This window comes from Erwinia sorbitola (assembly GCF_009738185.1).
Classification (GTDB): domain Bacteria; phylum Pseudomonadota; class Gammaproteobacteria; order Enterobacterales; family Enterobacteriaceae; genus Erwinia; species Erwinia sorbitola.
The window spans coordinates 2,214,878-2,237,241 of record NZ_CP046509.1 but is presented as its reverse complement, the minus strand read 5'-3'; the positions used below and the strand labels follow the sequence as shown (position 1 = coordinate 2,237,241).

The 22,364-nt window shown below is 55.6% G+C and carries 20 protein-coding genes; 6 read left to right on the top strand and 14 right to left on the bottom strand.

Features of this window, described 5'->3' with window-relative positions:
- Positions 1–4: 4 nt before the first annotated feature.
- Complete coding sequence (dcp, locus tag GN242_RS10005; RefSeq protein WP_154751227.1) at positions 5–2,149, bottom strand: peptidyl-dipeptidase Dcp; 2,145 nt, start codon at positions 2,147–2,149, stop codon at positions 5–7.
- Positions 2,150–2,253: 104 nt separating this feature from the next.
- Positions 2,254–3,585, bottom strand: coding sequence for a guanine deaminase (gene guaD / locus GN242_RS10000; protein ID WP_154751228.1), 1,332 nt, complete (start codon positions 3,583–3,585; stop codon positions 2,254–2,256).
- Positions 3,586–3,984: 399 nt separating this feature from the next.
- On the opposite strand from guaD, the gene ydfG reads away from it, so the two are divergent.
- Positions 3,985–4,731: a bifunctional NADP-dependent 3-hydroxy acid dehydrogenase/3-hydroxypropionate dehydrogenase YdfG gene (gene ydfG, locus GN242_RS09995; RefSeq protein ID WP_154751229.1), complete on the top strand. Its 747-nt coding sequence runs from the start codon at positions 3,985–3,987 to the stop codon at positions 4,729–4,731.
- Positions 4,732–4,753: 22 nt separating this feature from the next.
- On the opposite strand, the gene GN242_RS09990 is transcribed toward ydfG, so the two are convergent.
- Positions 4,754–5,080 carry a YnfA family protein gene (locus tag GN242_RS09990; RefSeq protein ID WP_156287401.1) on the bottom strand — a complete coding sequence of 109 codons (327 nt, stop codon included), beginning with the start codon at positions 5,078–5,080 and terminating at the stop codon, positions 4,754–4,756.
- A 137-nt stretch (positions 5,081–5,217) separates the two neighbouring features.
- Here GN242_RS09990 and GN242_RS09985 point away from each other — a divergent pair, with 137 nt between their 5' ends.
- Together GN242_RS09985 and GN242_RS09980 are read left to right on the top strand one after the other, a co-directional pair.
- Positions 5,218–5,565 (top strand): DUF1283 family protein, encoded by a 348-nt coding sequence (locus GN242_RS09985; RefSeq protein WP_154751230.1) that lies wholly within the window; start codon positions 5,218–5,220, stop codon positions 5,563–5,565.
- 53 nt (positions 5,566–5,618) lie between these two features.
- The gene (locus tag GN242_RS09980; RefSeq protein WP_154751231.1) at positions 5,619–5,915 is read left to right on the top strand and encodes a DUF1161 domain-containing protein; all 297 of its coding nucleotides are present in this window, start codon (positions 5,619–5,621) and stop codon (positions 5,913–5,915) included.
- Between the two features lie 44 nt (positions 5,916–5,959).
- On the opposite strand, the gene GN242_RS09975 is transcribed toward GN242_RS09980, so the two are convergent.
- The 3 genes from GN242_RS09975 to GN242_RS09965 form a co-directional block, all read right to left on the bottom strand.
- Positions 5,960–7,417 (bottom strand): MDR family MFS transporter, encoded by a 1,458-nt coding sequence (locus tag GN242_RS09975; protein WP_156287400.1) that lies wholly within the window; start codon positions 7,415–7,417, stop codon positions 5,960–5,962.
- Between the two features lie 283 nt (positions 7,418–7,700).
- Entirely contained in the window at positions 7,701–8,888 is a 1,188-nt protein-coding gene (locus GN242_RS09970; protein WP_156287399.1) for an aminotransferase-like domain-containing protein, read from the bottom strand.
- Positions 8,889–9,098: 210 nt separating this feature from the next.
- On the bottom strand, positions 9,099–11,057 hold the full coding sequence (locus tag GN242_RS09965) for a methyl-accepting chemotaxis protein (protein ID WP_197094779.1): 1,959 nt from the start codon (positions 11,055–11,057) through the stop codon (positions 9,099–9,101).
- A 208-nt stretch (positions 11,058–11,265) separates the two neighbouring features.
- Here GN242_RS09965 and GN242_RS09960 point away from each other — a divergent pair, with 208 nt between their 5' ends.
- Entirely contained in the window at positions 11,266–11,457 is a 192-nt protein-coding gene (locus GN242_RS09960; RefSeq protein WP_154751234.1) for a hypothetical protein, read from the top strand.
- Positions 11,458–11,465: 8 nt separating this feature from the next.
- Here the strand turns inward: GN242_RS09960 and GN242_RS09955 are convergent, their stop codons facing one another.
- The 5 genes from GN242_RS09955 to GN242_RS09935 are packed head-to-tail and all read right to left on the bottom strand — an operon-like array spanning position 11,466 to position 17,283.
- The gene (locus tag GN242_RS09955) at positions 11,466–12,257 is read right to left on the bottom strand and encodes an ABC transporter ATP-binding protein (protein WP_156287398.1); all 792 of its coding nucleotides are present in this window, start codon (positions 12,255–12,257) and stop codon (positions 11,466–11,468) included.
- Positions 12,258–12,269: 12 nt separating this feature from the next.
- Positions 12,270–13,301, bottom strand: a complete 1,032-nt coding sequence (locus tag GN242_RS09950) for a FecCD family ABC transporter permease (RefSeq protein ID WP_156287397.1) — start codon at positions 13,299–13,301, stop codon at positions 12,270–12,272.
- Positions 13,294–14,283, bottom strand: a complete 990-nt coding sequence (locus GN242_RS09945) for a FecCD family ABC transporter permease (RefSeq protein ID WP_156287396.1) — start codon at positions 14,281–14,283, stop codon at positions 13,294–13,296. Before GN242_RS09945 ends, GN242_RS09950 begins: the two co-directional genes overlap by 8 nt.
- On the bottom strand, positions 14,280–15,197 hold the full coding sequence (locus GN242_RS09940) for an ABC transporter substrate-binding protein (protein WP_156287395.1): 918 nt from the start codon (positions 15,195–15,197) through the stop codon (positions 14,280–14,282). Before GN242_RS09940 ends, GN242_RS09945 begins: the two co-directional genes overlap by 4 nt.
- Entirely contained in the window at positions 15,187–17,283 is a 2,097-nt protein-coding gene (locus tag GN242_RS09935; RefSeq protein ID WP_195918325.1) for a TonB-dependent receptor, read from the bottom strand. Before GN242_RS09935 ends, GN242_RS09940 begins: the two co-directional genes overlap by 11 nt.
- 474 nt (positions 17,284–17,757) lie before the next feature.
- Between GN242_RS09935 and GN242_RS09930 the strand changes: the two genes are divergently transcribed.
- Positions 17,758–18,153: a (R)-mandelonitrile lyase gene (locus GN242_RS09930; RefSeq protein WP_156288243.1), complete on the top strand. Its 396-nt coding sequence runs from the start codon at positions 17,758–17,760 to the stop codon at positions 18,151–18,153.
- A gap of 146 nt (positions 18,154–18,299) precedes the next feature.
- A complete protein-coding gene (locus GN242_RS09925; RefSeq protein ID WP_156287394.1) occupies positions 18,300–19,199 on the top strand; it encodes a LysR family transcriptional regulator in 900 nt (299 codons plus the stop codon).
- Positions 19,200–19,266: 67 nt separating this feature from the next.
- Here the strand turns inward: GN242_RS09925 and GN242_RS09920 are convergent, their stop codons facing one another.
- From GN242_RS09920 to GN242_RS09910, 3 genes are read right to left on the bottom strand one after another with little or no spacing between them, the layout of a single operon-like run.
- Positions 19,267–20,211, bottom strand: coding sequence for an aliphatic sulfonate ABC transporter substrate-binding protein (locus tag GN242_RS09920; protein WP_156287393.1), 945 nt, complete (start codon positions 20,209–20,211; stop codon positions 19,267–19,269).
- A complete protein-coding gene (locus tag GN242_RS09915) occupies positions 20,208–21,080 on the bottom strand; it encodes an ABC transporter substrate-binding protein (RefSeq protein ID WP_154751241.1) in 873 nt (290 codons plus the stop codon). The genes GN242_RS09920 and GN242_RS09915 overlap by 4 nt, the downstream gene beginning before the upstream one ends.
- Positions 21,080–22,225: an LLM class flavin-dependent oxidoreductase gene (locus tag GN242_RS09910; protein ID WP_156287392.1), complete on the bottom strand. Its 1,146-nt coding sequence runs from the start codon at positions 22,223–22,225 to the stop codon at positions 21,080–21,082. Before GN242_RS09910 ends, GN242_RS09915 begins: the two co-directional genes overlap by 1 nt.
- Between the last annotated feature and the right edge of the window lie 139 nt (positions 22,226–22,364).

Genomic DNA, 22,364 nt, shown 5'->3' with positions numbered 1-22,364 from the left:
AAGGTTATTTCAAACCACGGTTATGCAGCATTGGTTCAATGGAAGGTTCCTGTCCACGCCACTGCTGGTAGAGCTGCTTCAGATCTTCACTGTTGCCGCGTGAAAGTACTTTGTCACGGAAGCGCTGGCCATTTTCCCGCGTCAGCCCGCCATGCTCCTCAAACCAGGCAAATCCATCATCGGCCAGCATCTCAGTCCACAAATAGGCGTAGTAACCGGCAGCATAACCGTTGCCCCAGATATGCTGGAAGTAGCTGGATCGGTAGCGTGGCGGTATGGCGGCCTGATAGATATGCTCCTGCTCCAGCGCCTGCTGCTCAAAGCGATCGGCCTGTTGCAGCGGTTGCCCGTCGCTCAGACTGTGCCAGTGCAGATCCAGCAGCGCAGCGGCCAGCAGCTCGCTCATGTCATAGCCTTTATTAAAGGTGCTGGCGCGCAGCATCTTCTCGCGCAGAGCCGCAGGCATCGGTTCGCCACTCTGGAAATGGCGGGCAAAATGGTTGAATACCTGCGGATTACTGGCCCAGTGCTCATTAAACTGTGACGGAAATTCAACAAAATCACGTGGGGTTTCCGTGCCGGAAAGGCTCGGGTAACGCTGATCGGCGAACATTCCGTGCAGCGCATGGCCAAATTCGTGGAACATGGTAATCACATCATCCCAGGAGAGCAGCGCAGGCTGCCCGGCCACGGGTTTACTGAAGTTCGCCACGTTATAGATCACCGGTTTGGTACCCAGCAGCGTCGACTGCTCAACAAAGTTGCCCATCCAGGCACCGCCGCCCTTATTATCACGCTTGAACCAGTCAGCATAGAACAGCGCCAGCGGAGTGCCGTCTTTATCCAGCACTTCATATACTTTCACATCGGGATGGTAAACCGGCAGATCCGGGCGTGGTTTAAAGGTGATGCCGTACAGCTGTGTGGCAGCGTAAAACACACCGTTTTCCAGCACATTGTTCAGCTCAAAATAGGGTTTGATCTGTGCTTCATCGAGGTCGTATTTGGCACGACGCACCTGTTCGGCGTAATACTGCCAGTCCCAGGGGGCGAGGGTAAAACCGCCCTTTTGCTGATCGATAACCGCCTGAATATCAGAGGCTTCACTCTGCGCTCGCGCCGTTGCTGCCGGTACAATCTGGCGCATAAAGTCAAAAGCTGCCTGCGGAGTTTTTGCCATCTGATCCTGCAATTTCCACGCTGCATAGCTGTTAAAGCCCAGCAGTTTTGCCTGCCGGGCACGCAGCTGCGCGAGGCGAACAATCAGCTCGCGGGTGTCATTAGCATCGCCTTTTTCCGCACGCGTCCAGCTGGCCGTAAACAGCTTTTCACGGGCGGCACGGTCGCTCATTGCTTGCAGGTCAGGCTGCTGAGTGGTGTTTTGTAACGCCAGCAGCCACTGATTTTTAAGCCCGCGAGCTTCTGCGGCCTCGGCCGCGGCGGCGATATCACTGGCGCTTAATCCTGCCAGCGCCTGGGGATCGTCAAACAGCACGCCCCCGGCTTTAGTCGCCGCCAGCAGTCGATTGGTAAAACGGGTGCTGAGGGTGGCGGATTCCTGATTGAGTGCTTTCAGCTGGTTTTTTTCTGCATCGCTAAGGCGCGCCCCTGCCAGCACAAATTCCTGCCAGGTCACTTCAACCAGGCGCAGTGATTCCGCATCCAGCCCCAGCTGCTGCCGTTGTTGATAAACCGCATCGAGCCGGACAAAAAGCCTGCTATTCAGCTTGATATCATCATCCAGCGCGGCCAGCTTCGGTGACATCTCTTCATCCAGCGCCTGAAGTTCATCGCTGGTATTGCCGGACGTCATTGCACTAAACACATTGCTTACACGCCGCAGACTTTGACCGCTCTGCTCCAGCGCCTGGAACGTGTTTTCAAAGGTCGGCGCGGCGCTGTTATCGGCAATACGCGCAATTTCATCACGTTTCTCTGCCATTGCTGCCACCAGCGCCGGGCGATAATCGTTATCAGTAATGCGATCAAAAGGCGGGGCCTGAAATGGCAATGAGCTGGCCTGACTGAAGGGGTTGTTGTGCTGCGATAACATTGGGTGACTCTCCTTTTGCGACTCTGCCGCCAGCACGCCCGGCGTGCTGACGGTCATTGCCAGACTAATAGCCCAGACTAACGGTGCGATCCTCATCTTTCTCTGCTCCCACTCCCTATGGCTGATACCTCAGCATAAGCGCCCGGCAGCTGTTGCGCAAAATCATTCCTGCCATTAATGCTGTTTACCGCGGCATCGAATCAGCTGTTTACAGCAGGGGCGTTGACCTCCCAGACGCAGCGCCCGTTGACCCAGGTGGCGGCGATATTGCGGTCGTCACCCAGCGTCATCAGCACAAACAGTTTCTCCCAGATATCGCGGCTGTTGGTATGGCGCATCTGTTGCAATGGGGATACGGCGGGATCAATAACCACAAAATCTGCCTCCTTACCCGGCATAAAGTTGCCGATGCGGTCGTCAAGATCCAGTGCTTTCGCACCGCCGAGAGTGGCATGGTAAAAAGCTTCGCAGGCGGAGAGTTTGTAGCGCTGTAGCTGGCCTACTTTGTAAGCTTCGCCCATAGTTTGCAGCATATTAAAGGTGGTGCCGGCCCCGATATCGGTGCCAATACCCATTTTCACCCCTTTGTGCCAGCAGGTTTTCAGATCAAACAGCCCGCTCCCGAGGAACAGATTTGAGGTCGGGCAAAAAGCAATGGCTGAATCGGTATGGTGCAGGCAGTCCCATTCGTGATCTTCCAGATGCAGGCAGTGGGCAAAAAGGCTGCGCTGGCCGGTCAGCTGGTACTGATGATAAACATCCAGGTAGCCGTTATGCTCCGGGAACAGCTCTTTGATCCAGGCAATCTCCTGCAAGTTTTCGCTCAGATGAGTGTGTAACCAGGTATCGGGGAACTCATGGCGTAGCTGCTGCACTTTTTCCAGCAGTTCCGGTGTGGACGTTGCCGCATAGCGCGGTGTCAGGGCATAGCTCAGACGGCCATGATTATGCCAGCGCTCAATCAGCTCACGGGTTTGTTGATAGCTCTCTTCCGGGGTTTCCATCAGCGCGTCAGGGCCATGGCGATCCATCATCACTTTACCGGCAATCAGCCGCATCTCCAGCGCGGAGGCGGCAGTAAACAGCGCATCTACCGACTGTGGATGGACGGTGCCAAATACCAGCGCGGTGGTGGTGCCATTACTCAGCAGCTGTTGCAGGAAAAACGCGGACATACGCGCTGCATGCTGCGGGCAGTGATACTGACTTTCCACCGGGAAAGTGTACTGATTCAGCCACTCCAGCAGCTGCTCGCCATAAGAGCCGACCATTTCGGTTTGCGGATAGTGGATATGAGTATCAACAAAGCCCGGGACAATCAGCTTACCGCGATAGTCGAGCGGCTCCAGATCCGGATGCAGCAGATGCTGCCCCTCTTCCCAGGCTGACAGGCTGACGATGCAGCCCTGATTAAGTAACAGCAGACCATCTTCCAGATAACGCGCAACGTCAGGGAGCTGTTGTGGCTGATCGACTGTACGGGTGATATCAAAAAAACTGGCGCGGATGGCCTGGGTGTAGCCTGGTGACATAGTTATTCCTTAATCTGAGTCGCCTGCACCGCAAAGTGTAATCAAGGGTGAGGAAATAATTTTCGATAACAAAATGATTTGCAAAAGTTATGCCAGATAATGAAACCAAAAATTAACCATAAATTACAATGAGTTAATTAAGTATACACCGATCATCCTGCTCAGGGACAGATTGTCGTGTACGCAATCGGTTGCTCACCCGGCAATCGATTGCTTTTCACTAATCAGGCACTCCTTTCTGCCTCTCTTTTTTTGTCCTGCACTCTATTCAGGCAGCAACAGAACCACTGCACGCTGGTGGTGCAGATTTTCTTATTAATCATCACAATTCGTTTCTTATCACCTTCGGCCTGAGGTGGTAAGGTGATAAAAATCCAAAATGTGTTGAGGAACAGTGAGATGATCGTATTTGTTACGGGCGCAACCGCCGGATTTGGTCAGAGCATTACCCGCCGCTTTATTGCTCAGGGCCATAAAGTTATTGCTACCGGTCGCCGTCAGGAGCGTCTGCAAGCCTTAAAAGAGGAATTTGGCGAGAGTATCTGTACGCTGGTGCTGGATGTGCGCGATCGCGCAGGCATTGAGTCTGCCGTGGCGAGCCTGCCTGCGGAATGGCGTGACATTGATGTACTGGTGAACAACGCCGGACTGGCGCTGGGTATTGAGCCTGCGCAGCGTGCCAGCCTGGAAGACTGGGAAGATATGATCGACACCAACAATAAAGGCCTGGTGTATATGACACGCGCCCTGCTGCCAGCGATGGTGGAACGTAACGTCGGCCACATCATCAATATCGGTTCAATTGCCGGCAGCTGGCCCTATCCGGGCGGCAATGTCTACGGTGCAACCAAAGCTTTTGTGCGTCAGTTCAGCTTTAACCTGCGTACCGACCTGCACGGCACCGCCCTGCGTGTAACTGATATTGAGCCGGGCCTGGTCGGCGGCACTGAGTTTTCCAACGTGCGTTTTAAAGGTGACGACAGCCGCGCAGGCAGCGTCTATGACGGCACTGAACCGCTTACTCCGGAGGATGTAACGGAAGCGGTGTGGTGGGTGGCCACTCTGCCTAAGCACGTTAATATCAGTGCGCTGGAAATGATGCCAGTGGGCCAGAGCCAGGCGGGTCTGCGGGTGCATAAAGCCTGATTTTACCCTGTTCGGGCCTGCATCAGGCCCGACCCCATCCTGCGACAATAATCAGCATGCCACAGAAAGCCACCGCCGCCCCCAGCCAGTCATAGCTACTCAGCTTGACGCCATCAACAATCCGTAACCATAGCAGAGCCGTCACCACATACACCCCACCGTAGGCTGCGTAGACGCGCCCGCTGGCAGCGGGATGCAGCGTCAGTAACCACACAAAGAGCATCAAACTGACGCCGGCAGGCAGCAGCAGCCATGCGGAAGCATTTTTCTTCAGCCACAGATAAGGCAGGAAACAGCCGATAATTTCAGCCAGAGCAGTGGCAAAAAACAGTAACGTTGTTGTCAGCACGCGCGCTTTTCTCTCTCAATGTTCAACGGCGGCAGCGGCCCACTGGCAGCGGCCTGAAAGCAGATGATATACTACAGCATATGATTTGCTCAGTCGCCGTCACGGTGTCGGCTGCTATTAAAAAGGACCTGATAATCATGAATATTTTACAACATCGTCTGGCCAGAACCACCCTGCCTCTGCTGCTGCTGGCCGCGCTGTTCTCTGTGCAGCACACGGCGCAGGCACGTACCGATCATCTGATTATTCAGGATGGCGATAACTCTCTCAGCAAAGAGCAGGCCCGCGAACAGAAAGAGCAGTGGGATGCGACCCACCGTCTGCGTGGCAAAGTTAACAACCGCGTGGAAAAAGAGTTCGACCGTGTTGACCAGGCATTTGATACCCGCGAAGGCTGTGAAAAAAGCCTGAATGTTAACGCCTACTGGGAGCCTAACACGCTGCGCTGCCTTGACCGTCGTACAGGGCGTGCGGTTACCCCATAGCAGAGATTACTGCTATAATTAGCGCCATTCTCACGTAATAAAAGGATGTCTTTATGAAAGGGTTTAAGTGGATTTTAACCGGACTGATTGTTGCCGCCCCGCTGGCCGTTCAGGCCTCGTGCGAAACAGTTAAAGCTGATATTAATCAGAAAATTATTAATAACGGCGTTCCTGCATCCGGTTTCTCTCTTGATATCGTGCCAAGCGATCAGGCAGATCAGGCTGGCGGACAGGTTGTTGGTCACTGCGAAAATGACTCGCAGAAAATTGTCTATAAGCGCAACGGCAATGACGGCGACAGTAGCGTTCCTGCCAGCGCAGGTACCTCCCAGGATACCCCAACCCAGTAATATCATCTTTCAGGGCGGTCTTTGATAGCCGCCCTGTCCCGCTGCTAGTGCGGTTTTTGCGCCGGAATAAAGCGTGAAACACCCAGACTGATTACCGCAATCACCGCCGATACGGCAAATACCCAGTGCAGAGAGTGCGCTATCTGATTGAGCATCACATCCAGAGTGGCACTGTCAATCTGCTGCCGCTGGCTGTGTGACATTACCTGCTGCACCGGATCGTGAGCGCCCGGCAAACGCAGCAGCAGATTGTAGTTCAGCACCGCTCCCATCACCGCTGTTCCCAGCGCTGACCCCAGCATACGGCTGAACATAATCGACGCCGTACAGATGCCTCGAATAGCGAAATCCGCCGTATTCTGCACCGCTATCAGGAAGGTGGTGCTGCACATCCCCATTCCCGTACCAATAACAAAAGCAAACAGTCCGGCATGCCAGACCGGGCTTTCACGGTGCAGCGTCAGCAACAGCCCGGTGCCCAGTATCAGCAGAATGGAACCCAGCAGCGCGGTGAACCGGTAGGAGGTACGCTGCATCAGCCGCCCGCTGAGGGTACTCGCCAGCGGCCAGCCAATCGACATCATCGCCAGCGCACTGCCCGCCTGAAGCGGAGTTCCACCGTTAACGCCCTGAATCCATGTGGGAAGAAAAGCACTGATACCCATCATCGCCGCACCAATCAGCAGGTTTCCCGCATTGCCTGCCAGCAGCGTACGGCTGCGCCAGATCGCCAGAGGAAACAGCGGCTCGCTGGCGCTGCGTTCATGGCGTAATAGCGCGGTTCCCGCCAGGGCCGCCAGTATCAACAGCGCCACCACCATCACGCTGCCGAGGGCTTCCGCCTGCAACAGCGCCACCAGCAGCGCACTGACGGTGAGCATCAGCCAGCCACTGCCTGCCAGGTTAAGCTTGTGCGGGCTGCGCTGCTTTGATTCCGGGAAAAAACGGGCCAGCATCAGCATGGAAATGATGCCGACAGGCACGTTTACCCAGAAGATCAGCGCCCAGTTAAAGTGCTGCACCAGCCAGGCGCCGGTTAGTGGCCCGACGATCGCAGCAATGCCCCACACGCTCGACAGCCAGCCCTGTACACTTGCGCGCTCTTTAGGCGGGTAAACATCGGCGATAATCGTGGAGGTCAGCGGCATAATGGCCCCGGCACCCAGCCCCTGGAAAGCACGGAACAGGATCAGCCAGCCCATATTTGGCGCGAATCCGCACAGCACCGAACCAACAAGGAACAGTCCGGTACCGATAAAGAACATGCGCTTTCTGCCCCACAGATCTGCCAGGCGACCATAAATCGGAACGCTCACCGCCTGAGTTAACAGATAGATGGAAAACACCCAGCCAAACTGAGAAAAGCCTCCCAGTTCAGCAATAATGGTTGGCATCGCCGTAGCCACGATGGTGACTTCAATTGCCGCCATAAACATCGCCAGCATAGAGGCGATGAGGATCCAGTGACGATGCGTCACCTGTGTTGCTGTTTGTTCTGACATATCGTCCCTTCCTGTAAAACATCCTGAAAGTGTGCATGATATTTTGCACAGCAGTTTTCGGATTGTGCTTATTATCCCCTGTATAGTCCGGGCACGAGTCTACCGGATTAAACAATAGCCTCCCAATTTATAAACACTTTTAATATTTAAGCTGACCGGCAAAGGTTTAACCGTACATTCTGGCTTTTATCTGAAGCGAATAAGATCTTTTCGCGGGGGCAGCAAGCAGAGAGGGAGAGATACGGAGCCAAACAAGGTTCAGCTCCGCCTGTCGCAGCTGGTATCAGAGGTGTTTTTTAAGCAAATCAGCCAGAGCCGTCATGCCTTTAATTATTTTCTCATCGCCGTGGGTAGAGTAGCTGAAGCGGGCAAAGTTATCGCGCTGTACCGTCGGGAAGAACGTCGCACCCGGCACCCAGACGACCTTTGCCTCCGGCACCGCATGCTCGAGCATAAATTTCGCTGTATCAAAACCTTCCGGAAACTCCATCCAGGTAAACAGACCGCCGTCGGGATCTGTCCAGCTAATCCCCTGCGGGAATTCACTTCTGACAACCGATAGCATGGTTTCCTTTTTACGCAGATACTGCGCCTTGATGGTCTGAATATGATCATCAATATTATGCCGTTCCAGATACATCGACACCGCCGCCATATTCAGCGTGCTGCACTGAGTGTCCGCTGCCAGCTTCAGCAGCCCCAGTTTTTCGGTGATCTCAGCGGAGGCCACCGACCAGCCAAGGCGCAGCCCCGGGGCAAGGATTTTAGAGAAACTACCGAAGTAGATAACGCGTCCTTCCGTATCCATACTTTTAAGGGTAGCGACCTTCTCACCCTGATAACGAACTTCACGGTACGGCGAGTCTTCGAGAATAATAAAATCATACTGATTTGCCAGCTGGATAAGATGGCGGCGACGGGCCAGCGACAGCGTTATTCCGGTTGGGTTATGGAAATCCGGCACGGTATAAAGCAGCTTGATGCGCTTTCCGGCTTTCAGCTGCTCTTCGAGGATCCCGGTCATCAGCCCCTGCTCATCCATTGGGATAGCGAGGTAATTTGGCTGACAGGTATTGAAGGCGATCAGCGCACCAAGGAAGGTCGGCGCTTCTGTTGCCACCAGATCGCCAGGATTAATCAGCAGGCGCGCGGCAAGATCCAGCCCCTGCTGACTTCCCTGAAGAATCAGTACATTTTCTTCCCCACAGGCGATGCCGTCGGCCGCCATACGGCTGGCAATCTGCTGACGCAGTTTAGGCATCCCGGTGGAGTGGGTGTATTGCAGCGAAACTTCTCCCGGGCCTGACAGCAGCTCGGCAAAAATGTCCTGCAATGCCTGTGCCGGGAACAGGCTGGAATCCGGATAACCGCCGCCAAATGAAATAATCGTCGGGTCTGCTCCGTACTGAAGCAGTTGCCTGATGGCTGAAGGCTTGACGCCTTCCATTCTGTCAGCGTAACGCGTGGTCATATTCCGTATTCTCTTCAATGGGATTGGGCTGGAATTCACGTTATGAGAAACTGGCATAAGCTGTCAATGAGTTAACTTTTTATTTCATTCTGATGCAGAAAGTTAACACACCAGCGTCCACAGGACAGTCAGCCTGGCGCTGCGGGATAGCTGGCATAAAAAAGCCCCTTTCGGGGCTTCAGAGTGGCGCATAAGTGACAGTGTCACTGATTATCTGCTGGCCACCAGTTTTTGCAGGATCTTAAGCTCCGCTACCGCCTCCTGCATCGCATCAATACCGCTGGTCATTTCGTGCAACCTGTCCAGGTTATCACTGATGCTTTGGCGCTCATTAGCAGTCTGACTACTCATGGCTGCAATGGCATTGGCGGCGTCGATACTCTCCTGCGCCATCTGCTTGGCATTTTCAACGGTGTTCACCGCCACTTTACGAATATGCAGAATGGTGCTGACCGCATCGCGGATGCTGCGCGAGGTTGCATCGGCCTGCTCTTTCGAGGACTGTGCCAGGCGACGTACTTCACTGGCTACCACTGCAAATCCGCGCCCGGCTTCACCGGCACGGGCGGCTTCCACTGCCGCATTCAGCGCCAGAATATTGGTCTGGAAGGCAATATTGCTGATGCCGCTGTTGATGGTGGTGATCCCGGAAGAGATGGTTTCCAGCTGATCAAGACCTTCGCTCAGTTGATGCTGGCTCTGCTGACTGTGCAGCGCCGCATCGCTGATGGTGCGAATATTGGCTTCTGCATCTTTCAGCGCGTCACTTTGGCTGCGGGTGGCATGCTCCAGCAGCGGCAGCGATTTCATCAGCGGATCAAGCTTTTTCTGATACTCCACCACCTGATTCACGATGCGCGTTTGCAGCGCATTCAGCGCCTCCCAGCGACGCAGTGAACGCTGAACATAGTGACTGGCATAAGCAGCATACTGCACCGGGAAGCTGCGCATGGCGTCGGAGGTGTGATTGAAAAATACCAGTGCAGAAAGCGTCTGGTTAATCGGTACGCCCAGAATTTCACCGAAACTGGAGAAGCCCGCAGCGGGGATCCCGGCAAAGAAATGCGATTGCGCAAGCTTCGGCTGGTTGCCCACACGACGCAGCACGCAGTCGTTGAGCAGCATAGCGACAGGCTGACCGTAATGTGCGGTGAATTTATCCCAGTCGCTGCGCGTCGTGGCAGCAAAATCGGTCTCTTTCAGCAGGTGCAGGCGGTCGCCAAATTCCAGATCGCAAAAGAACTGAATGCGATCGGGCAAAATTTTGGCAATGGAACGGATGAAGTACTCCTCCTCCACTTTTACGGCAAATGTCAGCCCTTCCAGGCGGGCGGTCAGCCCGGTTGGGGTGCACTGTAGCTGAGTACAGAGAGCATCAATAACGTTGTGCTGATGGCCTTTACTATCAAATAGCGAGGAGACGGTGCGTGCCACCGGATCGGCTTCTGCCACCAGCCAGCTCTGCTGCGTTGGCTCAAAGTTTTGGCTCTTGAAGGGGGCGAAGGATTTGCCCGGTACCATCTGGCAAAACACAATAACGGCTTTACCCTGTAAAACCCGCCCACCGTGACCAATCCAGGTGCCGTCGAAGTCCAGCTTTCCACCCGCAGAACCGCCGATTGCCAGGCAAGGTAAACGCCCGCTGGCATACCAGGCCTGCATGAGAAAGCCTTCGGAGGCCGAGAGCCCGTCGCAAAAAACCAGTGCAAAGGTGCGATCCGCCGACAGCGGCATTTTGACCGTTACGCGCTCCAGCTCACGCTGAATGGCGCTCACGCGCTGCTGCGCTGTTTGCGTATCCTGCACATGCAGATCAACTTCATGCACTTCATGCCGGGCAATCAGACTCTCGGGCAGCCATAGCCAGCTCCCCTGTTGTCCGGCACCGTCGCAGTAAGTACTCTGTTTCTGGCTGCTACAGAGCGCGCCGTTGGAAGAGAGTGTAATTACACTGCGGCGTTCGCTGTTCAGACTTTGCCACGCGCGACTGACGCGGCTGAAATCAGCATTGGGTGGAACAAAACTAAGTAACAGCCCGGCACTGTTGCGCCCAAGGCCCAGTGCGCTCATACCTGAAGGGGGAACAGTTGCGTCAAAAACGCCTGCCCGCGGTGAACTACCACTATTTTTAAGCCTGGTTGCAGTGTTCCAGAAAGAGGTTTCGCTCATTATTGCCTACTTATTTATGTGTTACCGCCTCCGTGCGATGCGATTTATACCTCTCTTGTATCGGCATATTGAAATTAAGCCTTACGGGCATTCGTATAAAGAAACACATTCTGTGATTGTTTGCACAAAATATCACCAACCGTCAGCAACAGGCTGCATGCCGCGCTACCATGATCTTTTAGTTTGGCCTTAGCGGAGAGGAGCTAACATGCTGCGGAGCGTCACCATGGCGGTTGTCATGCTGTCAGTGCTTACTGCTCTGATACCCATCCGGGCTGCCGTTGCCGACAGTACCGGCTGTCAGCAAAGTTGCTATGTGCAGGACAGCCGCTGCGATCGGGATAAAAACAGTGGCTGTAGCGGGGCATTGCAGAGCTGTATTCAGGCCTGTAGCCGCTAGCCGCCATCTCAACGACCGTGCTGTTTGCTTAGTGGTATAACCAAAGGCGTACCGTAGCAGGGATCGTCAATAATGCGGCAGTTGAGGTCAAACACCGTCTTCACCAGCGTCTCAGACAGGATCTTATCCGGCGCACCTTCTGCCACCACTCCACGCTGATGCACTGCCACCAGGTGATCTGCATAGCGGCATGCCAGATTAAGATCGTGCAGCACCATAATGATGGTTTTGCTCTGCTGGCGATTGAGGTCGCGCAGCAGATCCAGCACCTCAATCTGGTGGGATAAATCAAGAAATGTTGTCGGCTCATCCAGCAGCAGGATGCCGGTGTCCTGTGCCAGCGTCATGGCGATCCATACCCGCTGGCGCTGACCGCCGGATAATGCCTCCACCGGACGGTTTGCCAGTGCGGCAACACCCGTCTGCTCCATCGCAGCATTGACCTGCACTTCATCCTGCGCCGACCACTGCTGCAACCAGTTTTGCCACGGATAGCGCCCAAGGCTTACCAGCTGGCGCACGTTAATCCCTTCCGGAGCCAGCGGATTTTGCGGCAGAATTGCCAGCTCACGCGCCACAGAAACGGTGGATTTTTGCTGAATATTTTCACCATTGACCATCACCTCGCCCTGCTGCGGCTTCAGCAGGCGGGCGAACGATCGCAGCAGGGTACTTTTACCGCTGCCGTTACTGCCAATCAGCACCGTTATTTTTCCCTGCGGCAGGCTGATATTCAGGCCATCAATAATGGTCTGATGTTGGTAACTCAGGGTCAGATCACGGGCGGCGATGGCCGTCATAACTCAGCTTCCTTAATGACGTTGTTTTAGCAACAGATATAAGAAGAATGGCGTGCCGAGCACGGCGACAAAAATCCCGGCTGGCAAATCGGCAGGCAGAAACAGCACCCGGCCGATCAGATCGGCAAGTATCAGCACTATTGCTCCGGCTATCGCGCTCATTGTCGCCTGCCCGGCAAACCCGGCGGCAACCAGCCGTTTGCCAATATGGGGCGCAATCAGACCGACAAACGCCATCGCCCCGCCCCAGGCAATGGCCACGCCGGCAAGGGCGACGCTGACCAGCAGCAGCCCGCCACGCTGCCACTGAATACGCACGCCAATACCGCCCGCCAGGCTCTCATCCAGCTGTTGTACCATCACCTGACGGGCCAGCCAGATCAGCAACGGCAGGATCGCCAGCAGCCACTGCGCCAGAGCAAGCGCCTGTGACCAGGTAGCGCCATAGACGCTGCCGGTCAGCCAGACATAGGCCGATAGCGTGGTAGTCAGCGGGCTGAATACCAGAACCAGCGTGGTCACCGCACCAAGCAGCGCCGAAACTCCGACGCCAATCAGCACCAGCCGCAGCGGCGTTGCCCCCTGCTTCCAGGCCAGCAGCCAGACGCTGCCGGTAGCCAGCCCGGCACCAGCAATCACCGCCGGCGGCAGCATACTGTCGCCCAGGGTCAGGCTGAAAAACGCCAGGTACAGTACCGCTGCGGTTCCGGCACCGCTGGTGATACCCAGCAGATCGGGAGAGGCCAGTGGATTGCGAATAATGTTTTGCAAAATCAGTCCGGAAACTGCCAGCGCGGCCCCAACCAGGCCCGCCAGTACAATGCGCGGCAGACGCAGCTGCTGCACGATAAATGCCAGTCCGCCGGGGTCGTCACTGCCCAGCAGGCGTAGCACGGCAAGGGGTGACAGTGTCACTTTTCCCTGCGTCAGCGACAGCAGTATTACTATCAGCAGCGCCCCTGCCGCCAGCAGCAGACGTTGTAGCGTAGTCAGATTAAGCTGGCGTGAAAATGGCCCCCAGCGTAATACGATAATTTTATCCATAGCGCCCTCCGCTGCGTACCAGCCAGATAAAGAAAGGGGCTCCGAACAGCGCGGTCATCACGCCTGCCGGCACTTCCTGCGGCAGGATCACCACACGCGCCAGAATATCCGCCAGCAGTAACAGCAGTGCTCCGGCCAGCGCACAGTCCGGCAGCATCCAGCGATGATCCACTGAGATCGCCCGACGCACCATATGCGGCACCACCAGGCCAATAAAGCCAATGCTTCCGGCCAGCGCGACCGCACTCCCTGCCAGCAGAACGATGAGTCCGGCCAGCAGCAGACGAATGCGCCCGCCGCGCTGCCCCAGTGCCGTGGCTATATCTTCTCCGGCATTGAGCACGTTAAGCTGCCCGGCACACAGAATGGCTGCGCCAAGCCCCAGCGTACTCAATAACAGAATCGGCCATGCCGCTGAGAGCTCACGCTCACTGAGCGACCCGGCCAGCCAGAACAGCAGCGTATCCAGTCCCTGCTGATCAATCACCAGCATCGCCTGACTGAAAGCAGTAAACAGAGCGGTGATGGATGCTCCCGCCAGCACCATGCGCAGCGGATTAAGGCCGCCGCGCCCCGCCGTTCCTATCACCCAGACCAGCGTTCCCGCCAGCGCTGCTCCGGCAAAGGCGCACCACAGCAGCGCGTTTAGCGAAGCGAGAGAGAAAATTGAGCTGAAAAGGATAATGAAGAGTGTCGCCCCGGCGTTAATACCAAACAGCCCGGGTGAGGCCAGCGGATTACGTGTCAGCGCCTGCATCAGCGCCCCGGCAACCGCCAGACTGGCTCCGACTGACAGCGCCATCAGGGTGCGCGGCAGCCTGGAGGTATTCACCAGAATATGCTGAAGGTTTATCGCATCGTATTGAGTCAGCGCGGCCATCACCTGCGGCAGTGAAATCCAGCCGGCTCCCGTCATCAGACTAAGCAGAAAAGCCATCAGCAAAAGCAGCACCAGCAGGCAGAGCTTTATCAGGCTACTCATGGTTTTTCGCCCGACAGCAGCAGGCGTTCAATGTCATTCAGCACGGCGCTGGCCGCGATAATCCCGCCGGACAGTACCCAGGTCACGCTATCCACCTGCCATACCTGATGCTGCCTGGGTGCCTGCATCTGTCGCCAGAGCGGATGATGCACCAGGCTACGATAGTTTTCCCGTACCACGCTTTTTTCCGCATGCAGCATGACAAAAAACAGTTCGGCATTCACTACCGGCAGACTCTCACGTCCACTAAGTTTGATTGAAACTCCGGCGCTTTGCCTGGCCGCTTCATTCCAGGCGAAACCCAGTTCGCTGAGGATCATGCCGGGAAAGCTCTGCGGCAGATAGCTGCGCAGATGGTCAGCGCGGATATCCAGTACCGATACCGTCAGCGGCCAGCGTACTGCAAAATGCTGCTCCAGCCGGTGCCGCAGAGAGCGAATACGCTGCTGCCAGCGTTGCAGCAGTTCTGCCGCCCCCTGCTGGCGATTGACCGCCGCGCCCACTGCTGCCACGGTCTGTTTGAACTCGTAGACATTTTCCAGCATTACCAGCGGAGCAATCTGTTGCAACAGAGGCGCCAGCGCCTGATGGCGAAAGCGCGAGGCAATAATCACCTCAGGGCGCAGCAGCACGATATCTTCCAGACTTGGCTGAGTTTCCAGGCCCACGTGAGGCACGCCCTGCAACGCATTCCGCAGATAGCGATAGGTGGGCTTTTCACTCCAGGAATCGACTATCCCGCAGGGGGTAACACCCAGCGCCACGGCAGCATCGGTGGCCCCCTGAAACAGGGTGACCACCCGCAGGGAGTTACTGCCATGCGCCCTCGCCGGGGCCAGCACACAGGCCGCCAGTATCCCCAGCCCAAACCGCAGCACTCTGCGTCGACCATCGTTTAAGCCATCAGAAATCAACGTTATATCCCAGCGTCACCGTACGACCGCGACCGGAGAAATAACGATCCGGCTCCACCAGCGCGCTCTGTGAATAATAAGTGATGTACTGTTTATCAAACAGATTGGATACCGCCAGATTCAGACGCCCGCGCGGCAGTTTGTAACCGACTGCTGCATCGACCAGCGCATAACCCGTAAAGTCTTTATCCTCTTCGTCGAACTCACGGCTTAACGCCCAGTTGGCCTGAATAAACGAACTCCATTGCGGTGTCCAGTTTGCCGACCAGCTGGCGATAATGCGATCAGGGGAGACGTTCAGTCCGTCGAGTTTGGCATCAAGACTGCCGTTTTCATCACTATCATAGCGGCCGCGCATATGTGAGTAGCTTAACTTCAGGCGATGATCGTCATTGACGGCATAGCCCAGCGTGCTCTCAAAGCCATCGATTTCTGTTTTCTCACGGCGGGTGACGTACACATCTCCTACGCGATCAACGCGGCTGCCAAGTTTCGATCTCGACTGGTAGTAGCTCAGTTCAAAATCAAACGGCTGCTGTTCGACGCGAAAGCCCAGTTCGGTATTTTTCGTCACGATCGGTTGCAGATTCAGGAAGGTTCCGGCACTCATCCCAGGCTGGTTGATACCGCGCAGCACGCGGCCAACATCCGGCATGGCGAAGCCCTCAGAGTAGTTGGCAAAAAGGCTGAGTGGCTCAACCGGTGTCCACACGGCGCCAACGTTATACAACGTTTTATCGAAGCTCGGCTTGCCCCCTTCAACGGTGACACTGTTGGCGCTGGCAATCGTCTGGTAGCTGTCGATATCCAGACGTGCATACTCATAGCGCACGCCGCCTGAGAGTTTGACGGACTCGACGGGCGCGACTTCCAGCTGTAAAAACGGTGAAAGATCGGTGTATTTAATTTCCGGAACATAGGTGCGTTTCGTACCCCACAGATCCTGTTTCGACTGGTCGAACAGAGTATCGAAACCCAGAGTGACTTTCAGGTAATCGTCCCAGAGATCGTCTTTGGTGAGCGCCATCTTGCTGCCGTATTTTGTGGTGACGGCGCGTGACTGGTCATACAGCGTGCCGACCGGTGCTATGTTCGCATCCTGGAACGAACCAGACAGTGCAGAGCCGAACAGCGCTTCATAGTGCTGATAATAGGCCAGTGCCGACAGCTTCATGCCAGCCAGATTGTAATTATCGTAGGTAACTGCTGTGTTCCAGACGTTGTTATGCGGTGCTTCACCTTCAGGCGTCCCTTTAATCGAGGTCGTTGGGATACCCCGTTCACGATCGCCGGTAACGCTGAGATAGTCATTCTTCCCCTTAAGCTGGTAATAACTGGCACTCAGCTGAATGCGCTGATCGTCGTCCAGCCAGTAGCCGACTTTACCCAGCAGGTCATAAGCCCGGGAGTTCATCAGATCGCCCTGAGTGTTATCCACCCCGACCGGGCGATGGTTACCGTCAAGATAAAGTCCCTGATCTTCGTAGCTGACTGAGAACAGATAGTCGAGATACTCTTCGCGGCCATCAACACCATAGGTGGTCTTATACCCCATAGTCTCGCCTTTGAGCTGCGAGGTCGGAGACGAGGCTTCCACGCCAAAATGCTGATTAAAAGCGCCAGGTTCCGGTCGTTTGGTGATCAGGTTAATCACCCCTCCCGCAGCGCCAATACCGTTGCTGGCATTGGCACCGTGGATCACCTCAATACGCTCAATCATTGAGGCATCAATGGTGTGCATTTCCCGCCCGGTGGGACGTAACGGGTTCGACTGGGGAATACCATCAATCATCACCAGTGGCGTGCGTCCGCGCAGCGTTTCCCCACTGCCGCTCATTTTCTGGCGGCTGGGAGAGAATGAAGGCAGCAGGTTACTGAGAATTTGCGAGGTATCAGAGGTGATCTGTCGCTGCTGCTCGATCTGCTGTTTGGTAATGATGGTGACGACCTGCGGTGAGTCTTTTTTCTCGCTGGCGGTACGGCTGGCGCTGACAACCATATCATCGCCGCTTTCAGTCGCCTCTTCAGCATACAGTGGGCCTGCCATTAACAGCGGCATCAGCGAACATAGCGCCCTGATTTTCATCTCACGATCCTTTTACCTGGAGTTACCTGAGGAAAAACCCACAATCTGGCGGGTTAAATGCGCCTTTCGGAGCTTATCTAAATGCGAATGAGATTATTATCGTTATCATTTGCAGTAACAATAGGAACAATTAGACATTTTTACTTACGAAATCCTTACGCGGGTAAAGGACTTAGGAAATAGCTGGCTTAGTGGATTGATGATTAAGAAGAAAACATATCGGTGTGAATCGCTCACCGGCTTGATAAGTGGCGCTATTTTTGGCTTAAGTGTGATTCAGATCACACCTTGCAGTCTCAAAAACAGGCTGCCACAGGGCTGATTAGTGCCGAAATATTCCAATAGCGCCGGGAAATATCGTTGATTGATGAATTCAGCTCATGGCATCTATATCTCCTCTGTACTCAATCCCCCGCGGGTAATCACCTATGATAAAGCTACATTTACGCGAAAACGCAGAGGGACATAGTGATGATCGAGATTATTAAACAGGGTAGCAAACCTGCGTCAGCGGGTCCGGCGGACTACTTTACCGGCACGGTTGAGATCAATGCCCCTTTCAGCACCACTGAACCGGCTCGCGTTGGGGGTGCCACCGTCTCATTTTCAGCCGGAGCACGTACTGCCTGGCACACTCATCCACTCGGGCAGACGCTGATTGTTACCGCAGGCCAGGGCTGGGTACAGGAGTGGGGCCAGGAAGCGCAGGCTATTGCTACCGGCGATATCGTCTGGATCCGCCCTGAGGTAAAACACTGGCACGGTGCCGCAGCTGATTCGGCGATGACGCATATTGCGATTGCAGAAGCGCTGGAAGGTAAAGTAGTGGACTGGCTGGAACATGTCAGCGACGAACAGTATCAACGATAGCCTGAACGATAACCTCTAAGAATGGGGGCGTGATCCGCCCCTGCTTCCCTCTCACCTGAGCACATCTATGAGTTTTTCGCCTAAGTATAAGAGTAGTTAAGCGATACACTGCCTCTAATCACCGCTCAGGTACGACGAGGTTTCATGTGTTAAAAGATAATTTCAACGATCTTATTTCCCTGATGGTGGTAGCGCGTGAGCGCAGTTTCACCAGGGCGGCAGCAAAACTCGGGGTATCACAGTCGGCGCTCAGTCACTCGATCCGCGCCCTGGAAGAGCGGCTGGATCTGCGTTTGCTGACGCGCACCACGCGCAGTGTCGCCCCCACTGAAGCGGGCGAACGGTTAATTAATACTATCGGCCCGCGTCTCACGGAGATTGAATCCGAGCTGATCGCCATTACTGAAATGCGTGATAAACCAGCGGGTAATATTCGTCTGACGGCGGGAGAACACGCGGTAAAATCCACCATCTGGCCCGCTCTGAAACCTTTTCTGCAACAATACCCTGACGTAAACGTAGAAATCACCGTCGACAATACGCTGACCGATATTGTCAGCGGCCGCTACGATGCCGGCGTGCGGTTAGGTGAGCAGGTAGCAAAAGATATGATTGCGGTGCGTATCGGCCCGGACTGGAGCATGGCGGTGGTGGCTTCCCCGGACTATTTTGACCGCCACGGCCGTCCGCAAACTCCGCAGGAGTTACAGCAGCACAACTGTATTAATATGCGCCTGCCCACCATGGGGGGATTGTATGCCTGGGAGTTTAAGCAGGGTCAGCGCGAACTGCGTGTGCGCGTTGAGGGCCAGCTGATTGCCAATAATCTGGAGCCGCGCATTGAGGCCGCACTGTCTGGCCTCGGGATCGCCTGTGTGCCGGAAGATACGGTAACGGAACAGCTTGCCAGAGGAGAACTGGAGCGCGTTCTGCTCGACTGGAGCGAGCCGTTTACCGGTTATTATCTCTATTATCCCAGCCGTAAGCAGCATACTGCGGCATTTTCGCACATGATTGATGCGTTGAGATTTCCACGCAATGTGTGATTTCAGGTGTCCGGCCCGTGGGCGAGGTATGCCTCGCCCCTACGGAAAATGAACGCGGATCAGGGGTTCAGAGTTCCACGCTATGGCCGTTAATATCGGGAATGGCCTTAATCAGCCCCTGTTGCAGATACCACTCCGCAACGTGCTGAATATGCTGGCGCTGCTCTGCGCCCACTGACGATAGAGGCACGGAGTTAACATCGCCCAGCCGCTCGGACAGGCCTTCACCAAGACGCCCCATCTGCTGCGCCCATATTTTCCCGGCTTCATGCGGGTGCGCTTTGGCCCAGGCATTCTGCTCTTTCATCACCTGCCAGACAATTTTCACCACCTCCGGATGCTGGCGATTAAACTCCCCGGTAACGAAGTAACCGACGGCATTCTCCGAACCTAACTGTTTACCGTTGGTCAGCAGGCGACCGTCGTAGCTTTGACGTGCCAGCGACAGGAACGGATCCCACACCGCCCACGCATCCACATGGCCGCCAACAAAAGCACTGCCGCTGTCGGTTGGCGTCAGATACTCTTTCTGTACCTCACTCTCTTTGATTCCGGCAGTCTGTAGCGCGCGCGACAGCAAATATTCTCCGGTGCCGCCTTTATTAACCGCCACTTTTTTACCACGCAGATCCGCCAGCGTTTTCAGCGCCGAATCGTTGCGTACCACGATGCCCTCACCATCCGCTGGCATCGCCTGATAACCAAAGAACACCAGCGGCAGCCCGGCAGCAATGGCGGTGACAAACGCCGTGGAGCTGCCGGTCGTCATATCGATAGCGTTAGCATTCATCGCCTCATAAGCCGGTGCTGCCGAAGAGAACGGCCCCGCCCACTCCAGTTTCACATTATGTGCAGCCAGCACCTTTTCCAGGCTGCCGTTCTCTTTCGCCAGCGCCAGATCGGTTGGAGCACGTAAAAAGCCAATACGTAAGGTGATGCTCTCAGCGGCCTGCGTCGTCATCGTTACCCCTAACGCTGCGGACATCAGCCAGCGCAACACTCCCCTGTTCATGCCTGTACTCCATTTTCTGCCGCAACGCCAATCGTCAGCGGCGTGGTGATAAATCTGGCGGCTAACAGATCGTCAGCCTGTTGTTGCTGTTCTGCCAGCAGCTCCGGAGTGACGCGATAAATCCCCCAGGAGCGGGAACGAATGGCGGATAGCCAGCTGGTCACACTGAGCGAACCAGAAATATGATGATGGATCAGCTCGGCGGCCTGCTGGCTGTGCCCGGCTATCCAGCGATCGTTATCTGCCAGCACCGTCAGCAGCGTCTCAGCCTGCTGCGCTGATTGACGCAGCCAGCGCTCACGGCACCAGAACAGAGAGCGGTTACGGATCACCTCTCCCACCTGTGCCAGGCAACGCACCTTTTTAGCATCCTGCGCAGCGGTTAGCCAGGGGTCAATAGCGGCCCACAGATCCACCCGCCCTTCACGCAAAGCACGGGCTGAGTCGCTGCCGTTAAGGTCAACCAGGGTGATGTCATCAAGGGTCAGGCCGTTCTGCAACAGCAGCCGGGCGAGAAAGTGATCGGTAAAGGATCCTTTCATGCAGGCGATACGCGCCCCGGCAATATCCGCGGTGCGCTGGCGCGAACTCTCCTTCATTGCCAGCAGCGCACAGTTGGCGGTGCGGTCTGGCGATGAGGCGAGATACGCCACGTCAAGCCCATTTCCCTGCGCCAGTACCGGCGGCGTTGATCCGGTACCGACCACATCCAGCCGCTGATCTGCCAGATAGTTTGCGCTGTCGCCACCGTGCAGGTAGTCGATCCATACCACATCGCCGTGGGGAGCAAAGGCTGCTTCCAGCACGCCGCGATGGCGCAGAATAAATAGCGAAAGATTGTTCGGATGACTGCCAATGCGTAGGGTCATCAGCGATCCTCCTGCCGGGCTACCGGGCTGTCCCACAGGTTACTCCAGGTAAAAGTATTGGCGGAATCATTAGCCACATGCGTCTCAGCTGGCGGTTCCAGCGACAGTCGCGGCAGAACCAGCTCACTGAAGCGCTGCGCTTCCTCCACCAGCGGGAAGCCGGAAAGAATAAATACTTCTACACCCGCCTGCTGATAGTCACGCAGCGTGCGCTCAACCGTTTCCGGGCTGCCGACGATAGCCGTTCCCGGCCCCGGACGAACCAGGCCAATACCGGCCCACAGATTGGGATAGATTTCCAGATCGCGCGGGTTTTCCGGGCGCAGGTTGTTATGCAACGCGCTCATCCGCGCCTGGCCCACTGAATCAGAGCCAGCGGCCAGCGCCTGGCAGGCAGCAATGGCTTTATCATCCATCGATCGGTACAGCTCCTCCACCGCCTGCCACGCCGCCTCATCGGTTTCACGTACAATCACATACAGCCTGATGCCAAAACGCAGCGTACGTTGATGTTGCAATGCTTTCTGCTGCACGGCGCTGATTTTCCCGGCAGCCTGCGGCGGCGTCTCTCCCCAGGAGAGATAAGTATCAACATGTCTGGCGGCCACATCCTGTGCCGCAGCGGAAGAGCCGCCGAACCACAGCGCAGGCGGTGGATAGCCGCCGTTGCCAAGGGCCAGCCGGGCGTTGCTGATATGCAGATGTTCACCGTGGAAATTCACCGTCTGCTCTGCCAGCAGCGGCTTCAGTACGCTAAGAAACTCATCACTCAGCTGGTAGCGCTGGTCGTGTTCGAGATGCATTCCATAAGCGCCCAGGGTATTTTTATCGCCGCTAACCACATTCAGCAGCACACGCCCCTGTGAGAACTGGTTAAAGGTTACCGCCATTTTTGCCAGCAGAGTAGGTGAAACCAGCCCGGGCTGAATAGCGATAAGAAATTTCATCCGCGTGGTAAGCGGGATCAGCGATGCCCCGACAATCCAGGGATCGTGTGCACCGGTGGCGAGCAGTGCTCCGGTAAAACCCAGATTATCCACCGCCGTTGCCACCTCCTGAAACCAGGCGTAATCAATTTTGCGGCTGCCGGAGGCGGTCCAGGGTTGTGGCCCGTCGGGGGCGGTGAGATACCAGTAGATTTCCACTAAAGCTTCCTTCTTTTTTTGCCTGAAATAAAGGACAGCAATAACAAAGCCGCTCAGGCAGAACAAAGAAGAAATCGGGGAATGTTCAGCGATAAAACGCATTTAGACTAAAAAGCGGCTCAGTAGCCGCCTCTGTTTC